General features: G+C 66.2%; 18 protein-coding genes, 1 other RNA gene and 2 pseudogenes. 11 read left to right on the plus strand and 10 right to left on the minus strand.

Annotated features, from left to right (window positions below; translation table 11 throughout):
• The 8 genes and pseudogenes from rpsA to gyrA form a co-directional block, all read right to left on the minus strand.
• Complete coding sequence (rpsA, locus tag WS70_RS13735; RefSeq protein WP_059469389.1) at positions 1-1713, minus strand: 30S ribosomal protein S1; 1713 nt, start codon at positions 1711-1713, stop codon at positions 1-3.
• Between the two features lie 143 nt (positions 1714-1856).
• On the minus strand, positions 1857-2543 hold the full coding sequence (gene cmK, locus WS70_RS13740; RefSeq protein WP_059469388.1) for a cytidylate kinase CmK: 687 nt from the start codon (positions 2541-2543) through the stop codon (positions 1857-1859).
• A 16-nt stretch (positions 2544-2559) separates the two neighbouring features.
• Positions 2560-3864, minus strand: a complete 1305-nt coding sequence (gene aroA / locus WS70_RS33600; RefSeq protein WP_059469506.1) for a 3-phosphoshikimate 1-carboxyvinyltransferase — start codon at positions 3862-3864, stop codon at positions 2560-2562.
• A 153-nt stretch (positions 3865-4017) separates the two neighbouring features.
• Positions 4018-4890: pseudogene (locus WS70_RS33605) on the minus strand (prephenate dehydrogenase/arogenate dehydrogenase family protein); the annotation flags it as partial.
• A 144-nt stretch (positions 4891-5034) separates the two neighbouring features.
• Positions 5035-6117 carry a prephenate dehydratase gene (gene pheA, locus WS70_RS13750; protein WP_059469387.1) on the minus strand — a complete coding sequence of 361 codons (1083 nt, stop codon included), beginning with the start codon at positions 6115-6117 and terminating at the stop codon, positions 5035-5037.
• A gap of 32 nt (positions 6118-6149) precedes the next feature.
• Complete coding sequence (gene serC, locus WS70_RS13755) at positions 6150-7232, minus strand: 3-phosphoserine/phosphohydroxythreonine transaminase (RefSeq protein ID WP_059597299.1); 1083 nt, start codon at positions 7230-7232, stop codon at positions 6150-6152.
• A 170-nt stretch (positions 7233-7402) separates the two neighbouring features.
• Positions 7403-7999 (minus strand): DUF2059 domain-containing protein, encoded by a 597-nt coding sequence (locus tag WS70_RS13760; protein ID WP_059469505.1) that lies wholly within the window; start codon positions 7997-7999, stop codon positions 7403-7405.
• Positions 8000-8099: 100 nt separating this feature from the next.
• Positions 8100-10700 carry a DNA gyrase subunit A gene (gene gyrA / locus WS70_RS13765; protein ID WP_059469385.1) on the minus strand — a complete coding sequence of 867 codons (2601 nt, stop codon included), beginning with the start codon at positions 10698-10700 and terminating at the stop codon, positions 8100-8102.
• A gap of 519 nt (positions 10701-11219) precedes the next feature.
• Between gyrA and ompA the strand changes: the two genes are divergently transcribed.
• From ompA to WS70_RS13800, 7 genes and pseudogenes are all read left to right on the plus strand, one after another.
• A complete protein-coding gene (ompA, locus tag WS70_RS13775; RefSeq protein WP_059470245.1) occupies positions 11220-11894 on the plus strand; it encodes an outer membrane protein OmpA in 675 nt (224 codons plus the stop codon).
• Between the two features lie 168 nt (positions 11895-12062).
• Entirely contained in the window at positions 12063-12761 is a 699-nt protein-coding gene (gene ubiG / locus WS70_RS13780; RefSeq protein ID WP_059470248.1) for a bifunctional 2-polyprenyl-6-hydroxyphenol methylase/3-demethylubiquinol 3-O-methyltransferase UbiG, read from the plus strand.
• Between the two features lie 25 nt (positions 12762-12786).
• Positions 12787-13506: pseudogene (gene gph, locus WS70_RS13785) on the plus strand (phosphoglycolate phosphatase); the annotation flags it as partial.
• A 12-nt stretch (positions 13507-13518) separates the two neighbouring features.
• Positions 13519-13888, plus strand: a transfer-messenger RNA (tmRNA) gene (gene ssrA, locus WS70_RS13790).
• Positions 13889-14273: 385 nt separating this feature from the next.
• Positions 14274-15479: an IS110 family RNA-guided transposase gene (locus tag WS70_RS13795; protein ID WP_059598524.1), complete on the plus strand. Its 1206-nt coding sequence runs from the start codon at positions 14274-14276 to the stop codon at positions 15477-15479.
• Positions 15480-15539: 60 nt separating this feature from the next.
• Positions 15540-15746, plus strand: a complete 207-nt coding sequence (locus tag WS70_RS31550) for a hypothetical protein (RefSeq protein WP_156437997.1) — start codon at positions 15540-15542, stop codon at positions 15744-15746.
• Between the two features lie 114 nt (positions 15747-15860).
• Positions 15861-16505, plus strand: a complete 645-nt coding sequence (locus tag WS70_RS13800; RefSeq protein ID WP_059470244.1) for a class I SAM-dependent methyltransferase — start codon at positions 15861-15863, stop codon at positions 16503-16505.
• 190 nt (positions 16506-16695) lie between these two features.
• On the opposite strand, the gene WS70_RS13805 is transcribed toward WS70_RS13800, so the two are convergent.
• Both WS70_RS13805 and WS70_RS13810 read right to left on the minus strand, forming a co-directional pair.
• Positions 16696-16962 carry a hypothetical protein gene (locus WS70_RS13805; protein ID WP_059470243.1) on the minus strand — a complete coding sequence of 89 codons (267 nt, stop codon included), beginning with the start codon at positions 16960-16962 and terminating at the stop codon, positions 16696-16698.
• Positions 16963-17063: 101 nt separating this feature from the next.
• Entirely contained in the window at positions 17064-18170 is a 1107-nt protein-coding gene (locus WS70_RS13810; RefSeq protein WP_059470242.1) for a substrate-binding domain-containing protein, read from the minus strand.
• A 130-nt stretch (positions 18171-18300) separates the two neighbouring features.
• Between WS70_RS13810 and WS70_RS13815 the strand changes: the two genes are divergently transcribed.
• Genes WS70_RS13815 through WS70_RS13830 form a run of 4 tightly spaced genes read left to right on the plus strand, consistent with a single transcriptional unit; the run spans position 18301 to position 23570 of the window.
• A complete protein-coding gene (locus WS70_RS13815) occupies positions 18301-18774 on the plus strand; it encodes an NAD(P)H-dependent oxidoreductase subunit E (RefSeq protein WP_059470247.1) in 474 nt (157 codons plus the stop codon).
• Positions 18771-20339, plus strand: a complete 1569-nt coding sequence (locus tag WS70_RS13820) for a formate dehydrogenase beta subunit (RefSeq protein ID WP_059598218.1) — start codon at positions 18771-18773, stop codon at positions 20337-20339. The genes WS70_RS13815 and WS70_RS13820 overlap by 4 nt, the downstream gene beginning before the upstream one ends.
• Before the next feature lie 14 nt (positions 20340-20353).
• On the plus strand, positions 20354-23302 hold the full coding sequence (gene fdhF, locus WS70_RS13825; protein WP_059470240.1) for a formate dehydrogenase subunit alpha: 2949 nt from the start codon (positions 20354-20356) through the stop codon (positions 23300-23302).
• Between the two features lie 7 nt (positions 23303-23309).
• Entirely contained in the window at positions 23310-23570 is a 261-nt protein-coding gene (locus WS70_RS13830) for a formate dehydrogenase subunit delta (RefSeq protein ID WP_010116492.1), read from the plus strand.
• Positions 23571-23722: the final 152 nt, after the last annotated feature.

Below are 23722 nucleotides of genomic sequence, written 5' to 3' on the forward strand. Positions count from 1 at the left end.
TTACTGGTTCTGGCCGTCGAGCTTCGCCTTCAGCAGCGCGCCGAGGTTGGTCGTACCAGTCGCAGCGGCGCTCGAATCGGCTTGCAGGCCGCGCATCGCTTCCTGCTGCTCGGCCGAATCCTTCGCCTTGATCGACAGGTTGATGCCGCGCGACTTGCGATCGATGTTGATCACCATCGCGTTGACCTTGTCGCCTTCCTTTAGCACGTTGCGTGCGTCTTCGACGCGATCCTGCGAGATTTCCGACGCGCGCAGATAGCCTTCGACGTCCGGCGTCAGCGTGATGACCGCGCCCTTCGCGTCGACCGACTTCACGACGCCGTCGACGATCGAGCCCTTGTCGTTCATTGCAACGTAGTTGCTGAACGGATCGCCTTCGAGCTGCTTGATGCCGAGCGAGATGCGTTCCTTCTCGACGTCGATGCCGAGCACGATTGCCTCGACTTCGTCGCCCTTCTTGTACTTGCGAACCGCTTCTTCGCCAGCTTCGCTCCACGACAGGTCCGACAGGTGGACGAGGCCGTCGATGCCGCCCGGCAGACCGATGAACACGCCGAAGTCGGTGATCGACTTGATCGCGCCCGTGATCTTGTCGCCCTTCTTGAAGTTGCGGCTGAAGTCGTCCCACGGATTCGGCTTGCACTGCTTCATGCCGAGGCTGATACGACGACGGTCTTCGTCGATCTCGAGGACCATGACTTCGACTTCGTCGCCGAGCTGAACGACCTTCGACGGAGCGACGTTCTTGTTCGTCCAGTCCATTTCCGACACGTGGACGAGGCCTTCGATGCCCGATTCCACTTCGACGAACGCGCCGTAGTCGGTGATGTTCGTGACCTTGCCGAACAGGCGCGTGCCCGACGGGTAACGGCGCGAGATGCCTTCCCACGGATCGTCGCCCAGTTGCTTGATGCCGAGCGACACGCGGTTCTTCTCTTGGTCGAACTTGAGGATCTTCGCGGTGACTTCCTGGCCGACCGACAGGACTTCGCTCGGGTGACGCACGCGGCGCCATGCGATGTCGGTGATGTGCAGCAGGCCGTCGATGCCGCCCAGATCCACGAACGCGCCGTAGTCGGTGATGTTCTTGACCACGCCGTTGACGATCGCGCCTTCCTTCAGCGTCTCGAGCAGCTTCGCGCGCTCTTCGCCTTGGGTCGCTTCGATCACCGCGCGGCGCGACAGCACGACGTTGTTACGCTTGCGATCGAGCTTGATGACGCGGAACTCGAGCGTCTTGCCTTCGTACGGCGTCGTGTCCTTGACGGGACGCGTGTCGACGAGCGAACCCGGCAGGAACGCGCGGATGCCGTTGACCATCACGGTCATGCCGCCCTTCACCTTGCCGGTGATCGTGCCGGTGACGAGTTCGTTGTTGTCGAGCGCCTTTTCCAGCGACAGCCACGATGCAAGGCGCTTCGCCTTGTCGCGCGACAGGATCGTGTCGCCGTAGCCGTTTTCGAGTGCGTCGATCGCGACGGACACGAAATCGCCCGACTGCACCTCAACCTCGCCCTGATCGTTCAGGAATTCCTCGATCGGAATGTAAGCCTCGGACTTGAGGCCTGCATTGACGACCACGAAGTTGTGGTCGACACGCACGACTTCGGCGGAGATCACTTCGCCGGCGCGCATGTCTTGGCGGGTCAGCGACTCTTCGAACAGAGCCGCGAAGGATTCGGTATTCGGGGTGGAGGTTTGCAGGTCGGACATAAAAATCGGATTGTGCGTGGTTTCGCTCTACCGCCCGCACCGGCCGTCATGGCTGGCGACGCGCCCGCGAATCCACACGGGGTTAGGGTTTAACACACGCTTCGCGCAACGCGCGAAGCACCTACTACGCTTTTGCCTCTATTTCAAGCGGGCTGGCCGAGCTCCCGGAACCACGCGAGGACCTGTTCGACCGATTGCTCGATCGTGAGGGCCGACGTGTCGAGGGGCCTGGCGTCTGCTGCGGGCTTGAGCGGCGCGGCTGCGCGATTGCTGTCGCGTGCGTCGCGTTCGCGCAAATCCTGAAGCAAGTTATCAATATTAGCAGAAAAACCTTTTTGCATCAATTGCTTATGCCGGCGCGCGGCGCGCGCCTCGACGCTCGCCGTCAGGAACACCTTCAGCACCGCGTCCGGGAAGATCACGGTCCCCATGTCGCGGCCGTCCGCGACGAGCCCCGGCGTCTTGCGGAACGCGCGCTGCCGCGCGACGAGCGCCGCGCGCACGCTCGCATGGACGGCGATCGCCGACGCCCGGTTGCCGACCGCTTCCGCACGGATCTCGTCGGACACGTCGACGCCGTCGAGCTGCGCGCAGCCCTCGCGGAACGTGATGTGGAGGCCGTCGACGAGCTTGGCGAGCGCGTCGGCGTCGTCGGGCTCGACTTGGTAGCGGATGCTCGCGAGCGCGGCGAGCCGGTACAGCGCGCCGCTGTCGAGCAGGTGAAAACCGAGGTGCGCGGCGACGAGCGCCGCGACCGTGCCCTTGCCGGATGCGGTCGGGCCGTCGATCGTGATAACTGGGGTCGGGTGAAAAGGTCGAGTCGATTTCATCGGGTCAATACGGGCGTCAAGCCTTCGCGAGCGCCAGGAAACGGTCGAAATAGTCGGGAAACGTCTTGCCGACGCACTTCGGATCGTTGATGCGCACGGGCACGCCGCCCAGGCTCACGAGCGAGAAGCACATCGCCATCCGGTGGTCGTCATAGGTGTCGATCGACGCGTTCGGCACGAGGTGCGCAGGCGGCGTCACGACAAGATAATCGGCACCCTCTTCGACCGTCGCGCCGACCTTGCGCAGCTCGGTCGCCATCGCGGCGATCCGGTCGGTCTCCTTCACACGCCAGCTGCCGATGTTACGCAGCGTGCTCGAGCCATCGGCAAACAGCGCGGCGACCGCGATCGTCATCGCCGCGTCCGGAATCAGGTTGAAGTCCATGTCGATCGGTGCGAGCTTGCCGTGGTCGTGGCCGATGCCGCGCACCTCGATCCAGTCGTCGCCCATCGTCACGTTCGCGCCCATCCGCATCAGCGCGTTCGCGAAGCCGACGTCGCCCTGGATGCTCGCGTGGCCGACACCCTCGACGCGCAGCGGCCCGCCGCCCAGCGCGCCCGCCGCGAGGAAGTACGACGCCGACGAGGCGTCGCCCTCGACCATGATCGTGCCGGGCGACCGGTACCGTACGCCCGCCGGCACCGTGAAGCGCTGCCAGCCGTCGCGCTCGACCGTCACGCCGAAGCGCGCCATCAGCTTGATCGTGATCTCGATGTAAGGCTTCGAGATCAGTTCGCCGTCGACCTCGACGACGCTCGCGCCGTCCTTCGCCTTCACGAGCGGCAGCGTCATCAGAAGCGCGGTCAGGAACTGGCTCGACACGTCGCCGCGCACGCGGATCGGCGCCTCGACCGAAATCGCCGCGGGCCGGATCCGGAGCGGCGGGAAGCCTTCGTTGCCTTCGTAGTCGATCTGCGCGCCGATCTGGCGCAGCCCGTCGACGAGATCGCCGATCGGACGCTCGTGCATCCGCGGCACGCCGTGGATCCGGTAGTCGCCGCCGTTGACCGCGAGCGCCGCCGTCAGCGGCCGCACTGCGGTGCCCGCGTTGCCGAGGAAGAGATCCGCCGATATCGCGGTGAACGCGCCGCGCGTGCCGCCGACGACGCAGGTATCGCCGTCGCGCGACAGCTTCACGCCGAGCTTGGCCAACGCGTCGAGCATCACGCGCGTGTCGTCGGAATCGAGCAGGTTCGTGACGGTCGTCTCGCCTTCCGCAAGCGCCGCAAGCAGCAGCACGCGGTTCGAGATGCTCTTCGAGCCGGGCAGACGCACCGTGCCTTGCGCATGGGAGAACGGGCCGAGATCGAGATGTTCCATGTGAGATCCTGTTCCAGGAAGAGCTGAATGGACGACGAGCGCGGCCTTCGCGCCGCGCTCGCGCCACGCCGAGCGCGCGGCGCGCGAGCGCGCGAACACGGCTTCGAGCGCGGCGCCGTCGCCCGCGTCGACCGCCGCGCGCAGCCGCGCTAGCACGCGGGTGTACGCGTCGAGCTCGTCGAGGAGCGCCGTGCGGTTCGCGAGGCAGACGTCGCGCCACATTTCCGGGCTCGACGCGGCGATGCGCGTGAAGTCGCGGAACCCGCCCGCCGCATACGAGAATTTCAGCTCGGCGTCGGATTCGCCGAGAATCTGCTCGACGAGCGCGAACGACAGCACGTGCGGCAGATGGCTCACCGCCGCGAACACGCGGTCGTGCTGCTCGGCGCTCATCGCTCGCACGTCGGCGCGCGCCGCGCGCCACATCGATTCGATGCGCGCGACGGCATCGGGTGCGTTCTCCGGCAATGCGCACAGCACGACGTTGCGGCCGACGTACAGATCGTCGAGCGCCGCGTCGACGCCGCTCGATTCGCGTCCGGCGATCGGGTGGCCCGGCACGAACTGGCCGATCCGCGCGCCGAGCGCCGCGCGCGCGGCCGCGACGACGTCCGACTTCGTGCTGCCCGCGTCGGTGACGATCGTCGATGCGTCGAGAAACGGCGCGATCCGCGCAAGAAGCGGTCCCGTCTGCGCGACGGGCGCGGCGAGCAGCACGATGTCGGCGCCCGCGAGCGCGTCACGCAACTGCGCGTCGTCGTCGAGCGCTGCCGCGCGGTCGATCACGCGCAGCGCGAGCGCACGCTTGATCGACGCGGTCGAACGGCCGACGCCGACCACCTCGCGCGCGCCGCCCGACGCACCCGCGCGCAATGCGAGCGCAAGCGAGCCGCCGATCAGCCCGACGCCGAAAATCACCAGTTTGTTGAACGAAAAGCCTGACACGACGAAAGCCAAGTAACACGCGCCCGAGCCGGGCGCGCGAGGGTCAATATCGAACGGCCGCCTGCCCGAGGCGCCGCGCATCCGCTTGCGCGATGGGCCGTGCGTCGTCTACCTGCGGCAAGCCGCTCCAGCCGCGAGCCCTGCCGCCACGCGCCGCCATCCGCTGCCGCGCGCCATTACGGGCGACGCGGCCACGCATGCCGGCGCGGCGCAACGCGACGCGCGTCACCGCGCGCGCGGATACGAACCGAGAATCTTCAGGAATGCCGCCTTCTTGCCGAGCTCCGCGAGCGCAGCCTTGACTGCGTCGTCGTCGCGATGTCCTTCGACGTCGATGTAGAAGTAATACTCCCACGTGCCGACCCGGGCGGGACGTGACTCGAAGCGCGTCATCGATACGCCGTGCCGCGCGAGCGGCTCGAGCAGCTTGAACACAGCGCCCGGCTCGTTCTTCACCGACACGATGAGCGACGTCTGGTCATGCCCGCTCGGTCCTGCCGGCTCCTTGCCGATCACGGCGAAGCGCGTGCGGTTGTGCGGATCGTCCTGAATCAGCGCATATGCGATCTGCAGCCCGTAATGCGTCGCCGCACGGTCGCCCGCGATCGCGGCGACCGCCGCGTCGTCGGCCGCCAGCCGCGCGGCTTCCGCGTTGCTCGAGACCGCCTGCCGCTCGAGATGCGGCGCGTTCGCCGCGAGCCACTGCTGGCACTGCGCGAGCGCCTGCGCATGCGCACATACGCGCTTCACGCCGTCGAGCTTGCCCGTCTGCGTGAGCAGGTTGTGATGAATCGGCAGCGACAGCTCGCCGCCGATCAGAAGCTGCGTATGCAGCAGCAGATCGAGCGTGCGCGACACCGCGCCTTCCGACGAGTTTTCGACCGGCACGACCCCGAACGCCGCGGCGCCCGCCTCGACCGAGCGGAACACCTCGTCGATCGACGGGCACGGCAGCCCTTCGATCGACTGGCCGAAGTAGTCGAACATCGCCTGTTCGCTGTAGGTGCCGACAGGCCCCAGGAACGCAACGTGAATCGTCTGCTCGAGCGAGCGGCTCGCCGCCATGATCTCGCGCCAGATCGCGCTGATGTGCTCGCTCGCGAGCGGCCCGGCGCTCATGTCCTGCAAGCGCGCGATCACCTGCTGCTCGCGCTCCGGCCGGAACACGGGCGCGTTGAAGTGCTTCTTGACCTCGCCGACCTCGAGCGCGACTGCCGCGCGCTGGTTCAGAAGCGAGATCAACTGCGCGTCGATCGCGTCGATGCGTTCGCGCAGAGGCTTCAGGCGGGTATTGAGTTCGTCGTCCATGAATTAACAAGCGTGCTGAAGAGCGGTGCGCATCACGCGCATTGCCGCTCGAAATCCCTCATGTACTCGACGAGCGCCTGCACGCCCGCGAGCGGCACCGCGTTGTAGATCGACGCCCGCATGCCGCCGACGGACTTGTGGCCCTTCAGTTGCAGCAACCCGCGCTCTTTTGCGCCGGCAAGGAAGTCTTCGTTGCGCGATTCGTCCGCGAGAAAGAACGGCACGTTCATCCGCGAACGCGCCGATTTCTCGACCTTGTTCAAATAGAAGCTGCTCGCGTCGATCGCGTCGTACAGCAGCTTCGATTTTTCGATGTTGCGCTGCTCGATCACGGCCAGGCCGCCTTGTGCCTTCAGCCACTTGAACACGAGGCCCGCGACGTAGATCGCGTAGGTGGGCGGCGTGTTGTAGAGCGAGTTGTTGAGCGCGACCGTCCTCCATTCGAACGCCGACGGGCAGATCGACAGCGCGCGGTCGAGCAGGTCCTCTCGGACGATCACGAGCGTCACGCCAGCCATCCCGATGTTCTTCTGCGCGCCGCCGAAGATCGCACCATACTTCGCGATTTCGAGCGGACGCGACAGGATGTGCGACGACACGTCGGCGACGAGCGGCACGTTGCCGAGATCGGGGATGTCGAACGTTTCGACGCCGTCGATCGTCTCGTTCGTGCACAGGTGCACGTATGCCGGATCGTCGGACATCCGCCATTCGGAGAATGCCGGCACGCGCGTGTAACCCCGCTCGGTCTTGCCCGTCGCAGCGAGATGCGGCGTGCAGTATTTCTTCGCCTCGTTGAACGACTTCTGCGACCAGGAGCCCGTGACGACGAAATCGGCCGTCGTGCGCGAGCCGAGCAGGTTCATCGGCACGATCGCGTTCTCGGCGATCCCCCCGCCCTGCAGGAATAGAATCCGGTAGTTCACGGGCACGTCGAGCAGCTCGCGCAGGTCAGCAAGCGCCGCCTCGTGGATCGACATGAACTCCTTGCCGCGATGGCTCATTTCCATCACGCTCATGCCGCTGCCGTTCCAGTCGAGCATTTCGGCGGCCGCCTGGCGCAGCACTTCCTCGGGCATCGCCGCGGGACCGGCGGAGAAATTAAAGACGCGCATCGTGAAAACCTCGGAAGGGACGCAGCCGCTTCGAACCGGCCGAAAGCCGTGCGAAAAAAGGAAATGGCCGCTTGCGCTCTCGCGCAAACGACCATTATCGCACTGTCCCGACGAACCCGCCAAACCCGAGCGGCGAACGCCCCGGCCGGCGGGCCCCGGCGGGACGCGGCTTACTTGCCCGGCTTGACGCCCGCGACTTCCTTGTCGGCCTGGTCGCGCGTCGCCTTGATTGCCTGCGGCATGTACTTCTGCATCAGGCCGTTCACGACGTCGCGGCCGACCTGATCTTGCACCTGGATGAACTTGCGGCCCGTCGGGCTCTTGTAGAACGTCGTCAGATCCTTGATCTCCGACGTGCTGTAGTACTTCGCGTACGCGTCGTACTGAGCCTGCATCGCGTCGCTCGAGAACTGCTGCGTGCCGAACACCTTGCCCGCGCCGTCAACGAGCTTCGGCACCGCGTTCTTCTGGAGCGTCGGCACGGCAGCTTGCTTTTGCTTGTCGTTCAGCGTCTTGTTCTCCGACAGCGCGTCCGACAGGATCGCCGGCACGAGCTGCTTCGATTGCATTTCGGCGCTGTTCGCGATTGCCGACACGAGCTTCGGCGCGTCGATCGCGTCGAGCAGATCCTTGATGGCTGCCTTCTTGTCGGCGTCGATCGGAGCAGCGGCCGCCGGAGCCGAAGTCTGGTTCGACAGCGACTGAGCCATCGCGAACGCCGGAACCATCGCTGCCAGCAGGACCAGTTGCTTGAATCGTTTTTGCATCATCACTCCCTCATGGAAATATGCACAGTTTATACGCCGCACCCGTCACGCCGCATTTTTGCGTGCGAGCCGGGCGGCGGCTCGACGGTCACAACCTGGCTCAGGCGTCGCCGCCCTCCGACGCATCGTCGTCGGGCTCAGCGTCCGCCTCGGCGATCTGCTGCAGACCCGAAAGCTTGGTGCCTTCATCGAGACTGATGAGTGTAACACCTTGCGTCGCCCGCCCCATCTCGCGGATCTCCGACACGCGCGTGCGGATCAGAACGCCCGCCGTCGTGATCAGCATGATCTGATCCTCGGCGTCGACGAGCGTCGCGGCGACCACGCGGCCGTTGCGCTCGGACGTCTGGATCGCGATCATCCCCTTCGTGCCGCGGCCGTGGCGCGTGTACTCGGTGATCGGCGTGCGCTTGCCGAAACCGTTCTCGGTCGCGGTCAGCACCGATTGCTCCTCGCTGCCCGCGACGAGCATCGCGATCACCTGCTGCCCTTCGTCGAGCTGCATCCCGCGCACGCCGCGCGCCTCGCGGCCCATCGGACGCACGTCGTTCTCGTCGAAGCGGACCGCCTTGCCGGCATCGGAGAACAGCATCACGTCGTGCGCGCCATCGGTGATCGCCGCGCCGATCAAGTAGTCGCCCTCGTCGAGGCCGACCGCAATGATGCCCTTCTTCATCGGCCGGCTGAACGCTTCGAGCGGCGTCTTCTTGACGGTGCCCAAGGCCGTCGTCATGAACACGTACTTGTCGGCCGAAAATTCCCGGACGGGCAGCACGACGTTGATCTTCTCGCCGTCCTGCAGCGGGAACATGTTGACGATCGGACGGCCGCGCGAGTTGCGCGAGCCCTGCGGCACCTCGTAGACCTTGACCCAGTACACGCGGCCGCGGTTCGAGAAGCACAGGATGTAGTCGTGCGTGTTCGCGATGAAGAGCGTCTCGATCCAGTCGTCTTCCTTCATCTGCGTCGCCTGCTTGCCGCGGCCGCCGCGCTTCTGCGCGCGATACTCGGACAGCGGCTGCGACTTCACGTAGCCCGCATGCGACATCGTGACCACCATGTCCTGCGGCGTGATCAGGTCTTCCGTGTTCAGCTCGGTCGCATTCAGCTCGATCTTCGAGCGGCGCGCGTCGCCGAACTCGGCCTTCACGGCGTTCAGTTCCTCGCCGATCATCACGGTGATCCGCTCCGGCCGTGCGAGGATGTCGAGCAGATCGGCGATCTGCGCCATCACGTCGCGGTATTCGCCGATGATCTTGTCCTGCTCGAGACCCGTCAGGCGCTGCAGACGCATCTGGAGAATTTCCTGCGCCTGCGTGTCGGACAGCCGGTACAGACCGTCGCCCTGCATGCCGAACGCCGGACTCAGACCTTCCGGGCGGTATGCTTCGCGCCCGCCCGCCGCCGCGTTCTCGGTCTCGGCGCGCGTCAGCATCTCGCGCACGAGCGACGAATCCCACGACTTCGCCATCAGCTCCTGCTTCGCGATCGGCGGCGTCGGCGCGGCCTTGATGATCGCGATGAAGTCGTCGATGTTCGCGAGCGCGACGGCCAAGCCTTCGAGCACGTGGCCGCGTTCGCGCGCCTTGCGCAGCTCGTAGACCGTGCGCCGCGTCAGCACTTCGCGCCGATGCGACAGGAAGCACTGCAGGATCTCCTTCAGATTGAGGAGCTTCGGCTGGTTGTCGACGAGCGCGACCATGTTCATGCCGAACGTGTCCTGCAGCTGGGTCGCCTTGTACAGGTTGTTCAGCACGACCTCGGGCACCTCGCCGCGCTTGAGCTCGATCACGACGCGCATGCCGCTCTTGTCGGACTCGTCGCGGATGTCGGAGATGCCCTCGAGCTTCTTCTCGTTGACGAGCTCCGCGATCCGCTCGAGCAGCGAGCGCTTGTTGACCTGGTACGGCAGCTCGTCGACGATGATCGCCATCCGCTGGCCGCGGTCGATCTCTTCGAAGTGCGTCGTCGCGCGCATCACGACACGGCCGCGGCCGGTGCGATAGCCGTCGCGCACGCCCGCGACGCCATAGATGATGCCGGCCGTCGGGAAATCGGGCGCGGGAATGATCTCGATCAGTTCGTCGACGCTCGCCTGCGAATTGCTCAGCAGGTACAGGCACGCGTCGACGACCTCGTTCAGGTTGTGCGGCGGAATGTTGGTCGCCATGCCGACCGCGATCCCCGACGAACCGTTGATGAGGAGGTTCGGAATCCGCGACGGCAGGATGAGCGGCTGCATTTCGCTGCCGTCGTAGTTCGGGCCGAAGTCGACGGTTTCCTTGTCGATGTCCGCGAGCAGCTCGTGGCCGATCTTGGCCATCCGGATTTCGGTGTAGCGCATCGCGGCGGCATTGTCGCCGTCGACAGAGCCGAAGTTGCCCTGACCGTCGACGAGCATGTAGCGCAGCGAGAAGTCCTGGGCCATCCGGACGATCGTGTCGTAGACCGCCGTGTCGCCGTGCGGGTGGTACTTACCGATCACGTCGCCGACGATACGCGCGGACTTCTTGTACGGCCGGTTCCAGTCGTTGTTCAGTTCGTGCATCGCGAACAGCACGCGCCGGTGCACGGGCTTCAAGCCATCGCGGACATCCGGAAGGGCACGTCCGACGATCACGCTCATGGCGTAATCGAGATACGACTTGCGCATTTCCTCCTCGAGGGAGGTGGGCAGGGTCTCTTTGGCGAATTGATCCATGTATCCGTATCTTTTCGGAGCGAAGACGGGGCCGCCTTTCGCGTGGGCGCCGCTCGCGCGACGCAACGTGCGATTCTAACATGCGGCCCAACCCGCCCCAACGCGGACCCCTCTATATAAGAATGGCAAAACCGCGCGACCGCTTCGCCTCCCACCTCGCATCGCTCGAACATCGCGCACACAAAAAAATACAAAACAGATAACGAATGGTTTGCAGCCCAAAGAATCTGCGATTTCCCGCCAACGGACTTGACAATTTCCGAAACATGCGGCACTCGGTGTTGCACTCGCACCACAATCGATAGACTGATCTTAGGGTGGGGAGGATTTTTTTTCGTGGGAAGGGAACGATATGGCAAAATGCAAACGCACTGAAAGTTAGACGCTGCTCGAAGTCTACACAGAGCGGTGCCGCGTTTTTTGTGCCGCACCAATGTTATACTTCGAGCAATGTATGACTTGTCATCGTCAACAGGCTCGCAGTAAACCTGCGGTAATCTCAATTTCGAGAGGAGAAATATGAATAAACTTTCAAAGCTCGCGTTCATTGCAGCTACCGCAGTTATGGCTGCATCCGCTTCGGCACAGTCGGTGCCGGCGTCGCGACAAGCCGTGAATGACAACTGGGTGAATGGCACGGGCGAATGGGTGTGGATGAACGGCACGAACGAGCTCTGCTGGCGCGATGCGTTCTGGACGCCGGCCACCGCCAACGCGAAGTGCGATGGCGCACTGGTCGCCCAGGCACCGGCACCGGCCCCGGTCGCACCGGCTGCTCCGGCCATCACGAGCCAGAAGATTACGTACCAAGCCGATACGCTGTTCGACTTCGACAAGGCCATCCTGAAGCCGGCCGGCAAGCAGAAGCTTGACGAACTGGCTGCGAAGATCCAGGGCATGAACGTCGAAGTAGTCGTGGCCACGGGCTACACCGACCGCATCGGTTCGGACAAGTACAACGACCGTCTGTCGCTGCGCCGTGCGCAAGCCGTCAAGTCGTACCTGGTCAGCAAGGGCGTCCCGGCGAACAAGGTCTACACGGAAGGCAAGGGCAAGCGCAATCCGGTCACGGGCAACACCTGCAAGCAGAAGAACCGCAAGCAACTCATCGCCTGCCTCGCACCGGACCGCCGCGTGGAAGTCGAAGTGGTCGGTACGCAGGAAGTGCAGAAGACGACCGTTCCGGCGCAGTAAGCCGCGCATCGATCGCACCTGCTTCCAAAGCCCCGCTTCAGCGGGGCTTTTTCATTGACACGGCCCGCCCATCGCGCGAGCGCGTTCCTGGCGACCTCGCCCGCCCGCTTATATACTCGTGGCTTGACGGGCGCGCCGCCGCCCTCCTACCCGCATCCGCTTGCCGACATGACGAACGCCGATCCGCACGAACTCCAGAAATTCAGCGACCTCGCTCACAAATGGTGGGATCCGAACGCTGAATTCAAGCCTTTGCACGACCTCAATCCGGTGCGCCTGAACTGGATCGACGCGCACGCGCATCTGCCCGGCAAGCGTGTCGTCGACATCGGCTGCGGCGGCGGCATCCTGTCGGAATCGATGGCGTCGCTCGGCGCGCAGGTCAAGGGCATCGACCTCGCGACGGAAGCGCTCGGCGTCGCCGATCTGCACAGCCTCGAAAGCGGCGTCACCGTCGACTACGAGGCGATCGCGGCCGAAGCGCTCGCCGCACGCGAGCCGGGCACGTACGACGTCGTCACGTGCATGGAGATGCTCGAGCATGTGCCGTCGCCCGCGAATGTCGTCGCCGCGTGCTCGACACTCGTGAAGCCGGGCGGCTGGGTGTTCTTCTCGACGCTAAACCGCAACCTGAAGTCGTACCTGCTCGCCGTGATCGGCGCCGAGTACATCGCGCAGATGCTGCCGAAAGGCACGCACGACTACGCGCGCTTCATCCGACCGTCCGAACTCGCCCGCTTCGTGCGCGCGACCGATCTGCAGATCGTCGAGATCAAGGGCATCACCTACCATCCGCTCGCGAAGCGCTTCACGCTGTCGAACGACACCGACGTCAACTACCTCGTCGCGTGCCGCCGCAGCGCCTGACCCGTCACCCGTTCCGATCGCGCCCATGAGCTTTTCTTCGCCCTCCTTCGCCGCCCCGCTGTCCGACGCGTTGCGTCTCGATGCGTGCGAGGCCGTGCTGTTCGATCTCGACGGCACGCTCGCCGACACCGCCCCCGACCTCGCGGCCGCGGTCAACAAGATGCAGCGCACGCGCGGCGTCGCCGAAACGCCGCTCGACGCGCTGCGCCCGCTCGCGTCGGCGGGCGCCCGCGGCCTGATCGGCAGCGCCTTCGGCATCGTGCCAGCGGACGCGGAATACGATGCGCTGCGCGACGAATTCCTCGCGAACTACGCGGTCGATCTATGCGTGCATACGACGCTCTTCCCGGGCATCGGCGCGCTTCTCGACGACCTCGACGCGCGCGGCGTGCGCTGGGGCATCGTGACCAACAAGGCCGCGCGGTTCACCGATCCGCTCGTCGCGCTGCTCGGCCTTGCAGGACGCGCCGCATGCGTCGTCAGCGGCGACACGGCGTCGCATCCGAAGCCCCATCCAGCGCCGCTCCTGTATGCGGCAGAGCGGCTGTCGCTCACGCCCGCGCGGATCGTTTACGTCGGTGACGATCTGCGCGACATCCAGGCGGGCAGCGCAGCCGGCATGCCGACCGTGGCGGCCGCGTACGGCTATTGCGGCGATGGCGCCGCGCCCGTCGACTGGCAGGCGCATCATCTCGTCGGGACGACCGGCGAGCTGCTGCGACTGTTGCGCGCGTTGCGCTATAATGATGGATCCGCTGGGGGCGACCTGGTTTCGACAGGGGTTGTGAAGCGGCTAGGGCATGTCGAGGACCCGTCACCTCGTTAATCAATGGGAAAAACGTAACTGCAAACGACGATACGTTCGCACTGGCAGCCTAAGGGCCGCCGTCCTCTGCCTAGTTCACTGACGGGCTAGTGTCGCAAGACCGGTAGCAATACCGACAGAGGTCATATACGTCAGTTAAGCCTTGCCGGCGTCACGACGGCCGGGTCGAAAACCTAGTGAATCGCCGTAACGGAGCGTGTTCGTCCGCGACGTTACGGTTAAATCAAATGACAGAACTAAACATGTAGAACTGGTCGTGGACCGCTTCTGGACGCGGGTTCGATTCCCGCCGCCTCCACCATTTTCCTGCCTAGCGTTACCCGTCTTTACCCAGAAAACCCCGCCCAGCTTGGCTTCGCGGGGTTTTTTATTGCAAACCACACCCAACGTTGTCCGGTAGAAACGACCCCAAACCGGGGGTTTTTCTGGGGGCTCTCCAGCCCTCCACCAGCCGCCCCCGTTACTATCTTCACACCCCGATAATTGGGGTTTTGGCCAGCCAGGCCCGGCATGATTCCCGCCCCCAGTCGCAGTCATGATCCGGGGGGTGTTGTCACCGGGCCTGGTGGGTGGCTGGTGATCGCTGATAGGGGTTTGGCCGGGATATCCCGACGCCGTCCGTAACGTGGATGCCGAGACTTGCCACCGTTGTTGCAAACCAACCCGTTCACTCTGCACAAACTGCGATGCAAGACACACAACAACGTGATGCCGTCGATGTCTTCGTCGGCGTCGATGTCGGTAAAGGCCAGCATCACGCCGTTGCACTCGATCGGAACGGCAAGCGCCTGTACAACAAGGCGCTGCCCAACGACGAGGCAAAGCTGCGCGCCCTCATCGCCGAACTCAAGACGCACGGCCGACTTCTATTCGTCGTCGACCAACCGTCCACCATCGGTGCACTTCCTGTAGCCGTCGCCCGCGCTGAAGGCGTACTCGTCGCCTATCTGCCGGGACTGGCCATGCGCCGCATCGCCGACCTGCATGCTGGTGAAGCCAAGACAGATGCCCGAGATGCCGCGATCATTGCCGAAGCTGCTCGCTCGATGCCGCACACGCTGCGCTCGCTTCGATTGGCCGACGAGCAGCTCGCCGAGCTCACCATGTTGTGCGGCTTCGACGATGATCTTGCCGCCCAGGTCACTCAAACCAGCAACCGCATTCGCGGCCTGCTCACCCAGATCCATCCGGCGCTCGAGCGCGTTCTCGGACCGCGCCTCGACCATCCAGCGGTGCTCGATCTCCTTGAGCGCTACCCGTCGCCCGCCGCGCTTGCCGCCACCAGCGAGAAGACGCTCGCCAACCGTCTGACCAAGCTCGCGCCCCGTATGGGTAAAAGCTTGGCGACTGAGATCGTTCAGGCTCTGAGCGAACAAGCCGTGATCGTGCCCGGCACGCAAGCCGCCACCATCGTCATGCCCCGCTTGGCCCAGCAACTCGCCGCCTTGCGCACGCAGCGTGACGAAATCGCCGCCGAAGTTGAGCGGCTGGTGCTCGCTCACCCTCTTTGGCCGGTCCTGACCAGCATGCCGGGAGTCGGCGTCAGGACCGCCGCCAGACTCCTGACCGAAGTCGCCCATAAAGCCTTCGCTTCGGCTGCTCATCTGGCGGCCTACGCTGGCCTTGCCCCGGTCACCCGGCGCTCAGGCTCGTCGATCCGTGGCGAGCACCCATCCAGACGGGGCAACAAGGTGCTCAAGCGCGCCTTGTTCCTCTCCGCCTTCGCTGCCTTACGAGACCCAGTCTCACGGGCCTATTACTCGCGCAAGATCCAGCAAGGCAAGCGCCACAACCAAGCGCTCATCGCACTGGCTCGGCGACGCTGCGACGTCCTGTTCGCCATGCTGCGCGACGGCACCATTTACCAACCCAAGTCAGCCCCTAACGCTTGACGAACAACATAGGGGCACCCCCCCAAACCCCATTCATCCTCAGCCAGCAAAGGAACGCGCATGGCGCTGATTGATATGGCGATCCGCCCCACGAATACCCCACAAAGCCCTTGTTATTCGAGGGCTTTTCTTTTGGTCACGGCAATTTCACGCCGTGCTTTCAATATCCGACGCAAGCGGCGCATCGTGTGCGCGCTGCCCCGCACCGCCTCCGCTTCGTCCCGGCATTGCCACATGCGCGAGCGCAACACAGCGGGTAATACATGATGGCCTTCGTTTTTTATCGTGGCAGGCTAGCTTGCCGGTCGCTGAGCCGAATCCGATTTCGCCGGACGGTCGCCGCGCCCCGCTTGCCGCTCAATTATTGCCAGGAACGGATCCATGCGAATCCCCGAGCTCGCGCTCTTTCTGCGAGCATGGCTGCGCAATCCCCGCCAGGTCGGCGCACTCGCGCCGTCCGGCCCCGCGCTCGCCACGCTGATGACCGCCCAGATTCCCAGCGAAAGCGCGCTCGTGATCGAGCTCGGCGCAGGCACGGGCGTCTTTACGCGCGAGTTGCTGTCGCGCGGCGTCGCCGCCGATCGGCTCGTGCTCGTCGAAGCCGATCCGGCGTTCGCCGCGACGCTGCGTCGCCGCTTTCCCGACCTGCGGATCATGAACATGGATGCGGCCGAGCTCGGCATCACGCGCGGCCTGTTCGGCAATGCGCGCGCAAGCGCCATCGTCAGCGGATTGCCGCTCGTCGCGATGCCCGTCGAGCAGGCGGTGGCGATCGTGCATGGCGCGTTCGCGATGCATCTCGGCCCGGGCGGCGCGTTCTATCAGTTCACCTATCTGCCCCGCTGCCCGATTCCCGCCAGCCGGCTCGCGGCGATCGGCATTCGCGCGGAGCGCATCGGTATCGCGTGGGCAAACGTGCCGCCCGCGGCCGTCTATCGGCTGCAGCGCTGCGCGGACTTCTCGGGTTCCCCGTCGTCGATCGGCCATGCATGGCCGGGTGCGCGACCGCCTTCGGCGGCCGCGTGACGCCATGCCGGCGACGTGCCGGCAACATATCAGCCGCAGCAGCTTGCCGCGTTCGTGTTCGCTCGTGTTGTTCGACCGGCGAGCTCATGCGCCGCATCGTGCGCGAAGCTGCCGGACGCATTGCGCAGCCGGTCGCCGCCTCGCTCGCCTCTCGCGCGGCCGCATCATGCGGCGCTGCGCCAGAACGCCGTCAATCCATCGGACACTTCAAGTTGCAGCCGTTCGGGTCCCCAATGTCGCCCTTCCTGCGCAAGTCCGACTTCTTGCCGGTCTGATATTTCTTCGACGGCGCCGACGCGGCGAACTGCATCTGCGGATGCTCGTTCAGCCGGAACTGCTCGTTCAGGATGCCGCCCGGCACGCCGGGGGAGTTCTGCGCGAACGCGACCGTCGTCGCGGCCGCGGCGAGCGCGCCCGCGACTGCGGACGCGACGGCGAGATGGGTCAGGAGCTTCATCGATGTCGAACGCCGGTGCGGCGCTTTGGCTCATACGAAAGGAAGCAGCTAGCGTAACGCAAATGCACACGCCTTGCCGCGCCACCCGCATGCCCGCTTCGTTACCGTTGATGACCGTCCGCGCGCGCTTCGCCCGCCGTGCCCGCGAGGCCCGCCGGTACGTCGACGAGCGTGCCGCACGCGCTCGGATCGTAGCCGTCGAGCCGTGCGACGGCAGCGCGATAGCCGTCGTCGCGCAGCAGCGCGAGCGCAGCAGCGAGCGGCGCGTCGCCGAGCCGCGAACGCTCGCACGCGAAGTAATAGTCCTCGTCGACGACCGGAATGAAGTCGAGCCCGAAGTGGCGCGCCGCGGGCTCGACGCCGAAGCCGAGATCGGCCATCCCGCTCGCGACGAATGCGGCGATCGCCGAATGCGTCAGCTCCGCCGACGCGTAGCCGTTGATCCGCTCCGGATCGACGCCGATCTCGCGCAGCGCGAGATCGAGCAGCATCCGCGTGCCGGAGCCCGGCTGCCGGTTGACGAAGCGGATATCGCTGCGCGCGAGATCGGCAAGCCCCACGACTCCCTTCGGGTTGCCGCGCGGCACGAAGAGGCCCTGCTTGCGGCGCGTCAGGTGAATCAGCACGTGATCGGCGTCGTCGAGCCATGGCCGGTAGATCTGCGCACAGTGCGTGCGAAACGCGCCGCGCGGCAGATGAAAGCCCGCGAGATCGCATTCGCCGCCCGCGAGCGAATGCACCGCCTCGACGCTCTCGCGGTACTTGATGTCGACGGGCGAGTTCGCGTCGACGAGCGCGGACACGAGCGCCGCGACCGCATAGCCGTGCGACGCTTGGATCCGCAGCGCGCCTGCATGTCGCGCGAGCCGCCGGTTGAGAACGCTCGCGACCTCTGCCGCAAGCGCGCGCAGGTTGCCGTCGAGGCGCTCGCCGGCCAGCCGCTGTGCGTCGACGACCGCCTGCCCGAGCTCCGACAGCGACGAACCCTTGCCGCGCACGGTCTCGATCAGCGCGCCGCCGACGCACGCCTCCAGCGCGCGCAGCAACCCCCAAGCGTGCCGGTACGACAGCCCTTTTGCCTCGGCCGCCTGCGCGATGCTGCCCGTCGCCGCGACGAGCTCGAGGAGCGGTGCGACGTCGGTCAGGCTCGCCGTGCGGCCGTCGTTGTCGCGCACGATCAAATGCGCGTCGCATTCGACTCGAATCATTTATGTAATTCCATTTCCTATTGCGACCATCATTCTATCGATTTATCGTTGACCCACATCAATATCTCAAAGCCTATTTGCGCCTCATATGAACACAAAGCGCATATATGACTTCGGAGGAGGCAACTGGATGTCCCCCAATACCGCCGCGCCCGACGCGCTCGTGCGCGCGCACGCGCTACCCGGCAAATCGCTCGTCGCGATCCTGCATGCGATCCAGGACGATGCGGGCTACGTGCCGCCCGCGTGCGTCGAGCCGCTCGCGAAGGCGCTCAATCTGTCGCGCGCCGAAGTCCACGGCGTGCTGACCTACTACCACCACTTCCGCACCGCACCGCCCGCGCGCGTGACGGTCCGGCTCTGCCGCGCGGAAGCGTGCCGCAGCATGGGCGGCGAGGCGCTCGTCGCGCACGCGCAGGCGCGCGCCCGCTGCCGGATCGACGGCGAGCACGGCGAAGAAATCGCGCTCGAATCGGTCTATTGCCTGGGCCTCTGCGCGCAGTCGCCGTCGCTCACGATCAACGACGAACTGCACGCGAAGATGACCGCCGAGCGCTTCGACGCGCTCGTCGACGCGGCCGTGCACGCAAAGGAGCCCGCATGAGCACGCGCATCCACGTGCCGCGCGATTCCGCCGCGCTCGCGGTCGGCGCCGACGCGCTCGCGCGCGCGATCGAGGCCGAGGCGGCCCGGCGCGGCGTCACAATCGAGCTCGTGCGCAACGGCTCACGCGGGTTGCTATGGCTCGAACCGCTCGTCGAAATCGGCACCGCGGCGGGCCGCGTCGGCTACGCGAACCTCACGGCGGCCGACGTCCCCGCGCTCTTCGATGCCGGCTGGCTCGACGGCGGCGCACACCCGGCGCGCGTCGGGATCGTCGACGAGATCCCTTATCTGAAGCGCCAGCAACGGCTCACGTTCGCACGGATCGGCATCACCGATCCGCTGTCGCTCGACGACTACGTCGCGCACGGCGGCCTCGAAGGTCTGAAGAACGCGCTCGCGCTAGACGGCGCGGCCGTATGCGAGACGCTCATCGAATCGGGCCTGCGCGGACGCGGCGGCGCAGCATTTCCGGCGGGCATCAAGTGGCGGACCGTGCGCCAGGCCGCGGCCGCGCAGAAGTACGTCGTCTGCAACGCGGACGAAGGCGATTCCGGCACCTTCTCCGATCGCCTCATCATGGAGAGCGATCCGTACTGTCTGATCGAAGGGATGATCATCGCGGGCGTCGCGACGGGTGCGACGATCGGCCACATCTACGTGCGCAGCGAATATCCGCATGCGATCGCGACGCTCGACGACGCGATCGCCCGCGCGCGCGACGCCGGCTGGCTCGGCGAGAGCGTGCTCGGCACGGCGCACGCGTTCGAGCTGCACGTCGCGAAAGGCGCGGGCGCCTATGTCTGCGGCGAGGAAACGGCGCTCCTCGAATCGCTCGAAGGCAAGCGCGGCGTCGTACGCGCGAAGCCGCCGCTGCCCGCGCTCGCGGGACTCTTCGGACAACCGACCGTCATCAACAACGTGATCACGCTCGCGACCGCGCCGATCATCTTCGCGCGCGGCGCGGCGTTCTACCGCGACTACGGAATGGGCCGCTCGCGCGGCACCCTGCCGTTCCAGCTGGCGGGCAACGTGAAGCGCGGCGGACTCGTCGAGCTCGCGTTCGGCGTCACGCTGCGCGAGCTGCTGTTCGACTTCGGCGGCGGCACCGCGAGCGGCCGCCCCGCGCGCGCCGCGCAAGTCGGCGGCCCGCTCGGCACGTACCTGCCCGACAGCCAGTGGGACATTCCGCTCGATTACGAAGCGTATGCGGAGGTGGGCGCCGTCGTCGGGCACGGCGGCATCGTGCTGCACGACGACACGTCGAACCTCGCCGAGCTCGCCGAGTACGCGATGCATTTCTGCGCGCTCGAATCGTGCGGCAAGTGCACGCCGTGCCGGATCGGCTCGACGCGCGGCGTCGAGACGATCGCGAAGATCCGCGCGGGCGACACGTCGGAAAAGCAGGTGCGCCTGCTGCGCGACCTGTGCGACACGATGACCGCGGGTTCGCTCTGCGCGATGGGCGGCATGACGCCGTACCCGGTGCTGTCCGCACTCGATCACTTCCCCGAAGATTTCGGCCTCGCCGCGCACGCGCCAAGCGCCGCGCCGGCCGCGGCCTGACAGAAGGAAACCCGATGACTTCCTCCGCATTCGATTCGTCCCGGCAAGGCTGCGGCTCGGGCCAGTGCGCGTGCAAGCGCGCAGCGCCTGCGCGTCGCGCCGATCCGTTCGACGACACCGACTACGGCACGCCGCGGCGCCACACCGACACCGACGTCACGCTCGACATCGACGGCCGCCCGGTCACGGTGCCGGCCGGCACGTCGGTGATGCGCGCGGCGATCGAGGCCGGCGTCAACGTGCCGAAGCTGTGCGCAACCGATTCGCTGGAGCCGTTCGGCTCGTGCCGCCTATGCCTCGTCGAAATCGAAGGTAGGCGCGGCTATCCGGCGTCGTGCACGACGCCCGTCGAGGCCGGCATGAAGGTGCGCACACAAAGCGACCGCCTGCAGGACCTGCGCCGCAACGTGATGGAGCTCTACATCTCCGATCATCCGCTCGACTGCCTCACCTGCGCGGCGAACGGCGATTGCGAGTTGCAGGACATGGCGGGCGTCGTCGGGCTGCGCGAGGTGCGCTACGGCTTCGACGGCAAGAACCATCTGAGCGACGCGAAGGACGAGTCGAATCCGTATTTCAGCTACGACCCGTCGAAGTGCATCGTCTGCAATCGCTGCGTGCGCGCATGCGAGGAAACGCAGGGCACGTTCGCGCTGACGATCGCCGCGCGCGGCTTCGAATCGCGCGTCGCGGCGAGCGCGGGCGATGCGTTCATGGATTCGGAGTGCGTATCGTGCGGCGCGTGCGTCGCCGCGTGCCCGACCGCGACGCTCGTCGAGAAGAGCGTCACGCGGCTCGGCCAGCCCGAGCATGCGGTCGTCACGACCTGCGCGTACTGCGGCGTCGGCTGCTCGCTGAAGGCGGAAATGAAAGGCGGCCAGGTCGTGCGGATGACGCCTCACAAGAACGGCCTCGCGAACGAAGGCCACGCGTGCGTGAAAGGCCGCTTCGCGTGGGGCTACGCGACGCACAAGGACCGCATCACGACGCCGATGATCCGCGAGAAGATCACCGATCCGTGGCGCGAAGTAAGCTGGGACGAGGCGATCGGCTACGCGGCCGCGCAGTTCCGCCGCATCCAAGACGAGCATGGCCGCGATTCGATCGGCGGCATCACGTCGTCGCGCTGCACGAACGAAGAGACGTACCTCGTGCAGAAGCTCGTGCGCGCGGCGTTCGGCAACAACAACGTCGACACCTGCGCACGCGTCTGCCATTCGCCGACGGGCTACGGACTCAAGGCCACGCTCGGCGAATCGGCGGGCACGCAGACGTTCGCGTCGGTCGGCTCGGCCGACGTGATCGTCGTGATCGGCGCGAATCCGACCGACGGCCATCCGGTGTTCGGCTCGCGCCTGAAGCGCCGCGTGCGCGAAGGCGCGAAGCTGATCGTCGTCGATCCGCGCAGGATCGATCTCGTCGACGGCCCGCACGTGAAGGCCGTCCATCACCTGCAACTGCGGCCCGGCACGAACGTCGCGCTGATCAACGCGTTCGCGCACGTGATCGTCACCGAAGGGCTCGTCGACGATGCGTTCGTCGCCGAGCGCTGTGAGCCGCACGCATTCGACGCGTGGCGTGAGTTCGCCGCGCGGCCGGAGAATTCGCCGGAGGCGACGGCGGACGTCACGGGCGTGCCGGCCGACGCCGTGCGCGCCGCCGCGCGCCTCTACGCGACGGGCGGACGCGCCGCGATCTTCTACGGGCTCGGCGTGACCGAGCATGCGCAAGGCTCGACGATGGTGATGGGCATCGCGAACCTCGCGATGGCGACGGGCAACCTCGGCATCGAGGGCGCGGGCGTGAACCCGCTGCGCGGACAGAACAACGTACAGGGCTCGTGCGACATGGGCTCGTTCCCGCACGAGCTGCCCGGCTATCGGCACATCGGCGACGCCGCGGTGCGCGCGCTCTTCGACGAAGCCTGGTCGACGACGCTGCAGCCGGAGCCCGGCCTGCGCATCCCGAACATGTTCGACGCGGCGCTCGACGGCAGCTTCAAGGGCCTCTACTGCCAGGGCGAGGACATCGTCCAGTCCGATCCGAACACGCAACATGTCGCGGCCGCGCTGTCGTCGCTCGAATGCCTAGTCGTGCAGGACATCTTCCTCAACGAGACCGCGAAGTACGCGCACGTGTTCCTGCCAGGCGCGACCTTCCTCGAAAAGGACGGCACGTTCACGAACGCCGAGCGCCGCATCTCGCGCGTGCGCCGCGCGATGAAGCCGCTGTCCGGCTTTGCGGACTGGGAAGTGACGCTGATGCTGTCGCGCGCGCTCGGCTACGAGATGCACTACGCGCATCCGTCCGAGATCATGGACGAGATCGCACGCCTCACGCCGACGTTCGCGGGCGTGTCGTACGCGCTGCTCGACGAACTCGGCAGCGTCCAGTGGCCGTGCAACGACGCCACGCCGGAAGGCACGCCGACGATGCACGTCGGCCAGTTCGTGCGCGGCAAGGGCAAGTTCATGATCACGCAGTACATCGCGTCGCCGGAGAAAATCACGCCGCGCTATCCGCTCATCCTGACGACCGGCCGGATCCTGTCGCAATACAACGTCGGCGCGCAGACGCGCCGCACCGACAATGTCCGCTGGCACGACGAGGACCGACTCGAGATCCATCCGCACGACGCGAACGATCGCGGAATCAGGACGGGCGACTGGGTCGGCGTCGAATCGCGCGCGGGGCAGACGGTGCTGCGCGCGCTCGTCACCGAGCGGATGCAGCCTGGCGTCGTCTACACGACGTTCCATTTCCCCGAATCCGGCGCGAACGTGATCACGACCGACAGCTCGGACTGGGCGACCAACTGCCCCGAGTACAAGGTGACGGCGGTGCAGGTCGCGCCCGTCGCGCAACCGTCCGAATGGCAGCGCGCGTACACGCGCTTCAGCGCGGAGCAGCTCGCGCTGCTCGAGCGGCGCACCGCGGCGCCCGCGCCGGTAACGGGCAAGTGAGGTCGAAATGGAAAGCCGACACTTGATCGACATGGCGAACCAGATCGGCGCGTTCTTCGCGTCGATGCCCGATCACGACGAGGCCGTCGCGGGCGTCGCCGACCACATCCGGCGCTTCTGGGAGCCGCGGATGCGGCGCGCGCTCCTCGCGGCGCTCGACGATCCGCACGACGAGGCCGCGCGAAGCGTCGCGCCGATCGTTCGCGAGGCGATCGACAAGCACCGCGCGTCGCTCGAGCCCGCACCCGCGCCGCCGCGCGCGGCGTAGGACGCGGCATCGCGGCGGGCGTATGCGGATGCGACGCGACGACGGCGCAATGATCGCTCGCATCAGGAGCAGACGACGACGCGGCGGCGGCGCCGATCGTCGCACGCCTCCATGTCTGTGTCGGCGCCGCGCACATCGCGCGCGCCGTCTTC

Source organism: Burkholderia mayonis (assembly GCF_001523745.2).
GTDB classification, from domain to species: domain Bacteria; phylum Pseudomonadota; class Gammaproteobacteria; order Burkholderiales; family Burkholderiaceae; genus Burkholderia; species Burkholderia mayonis.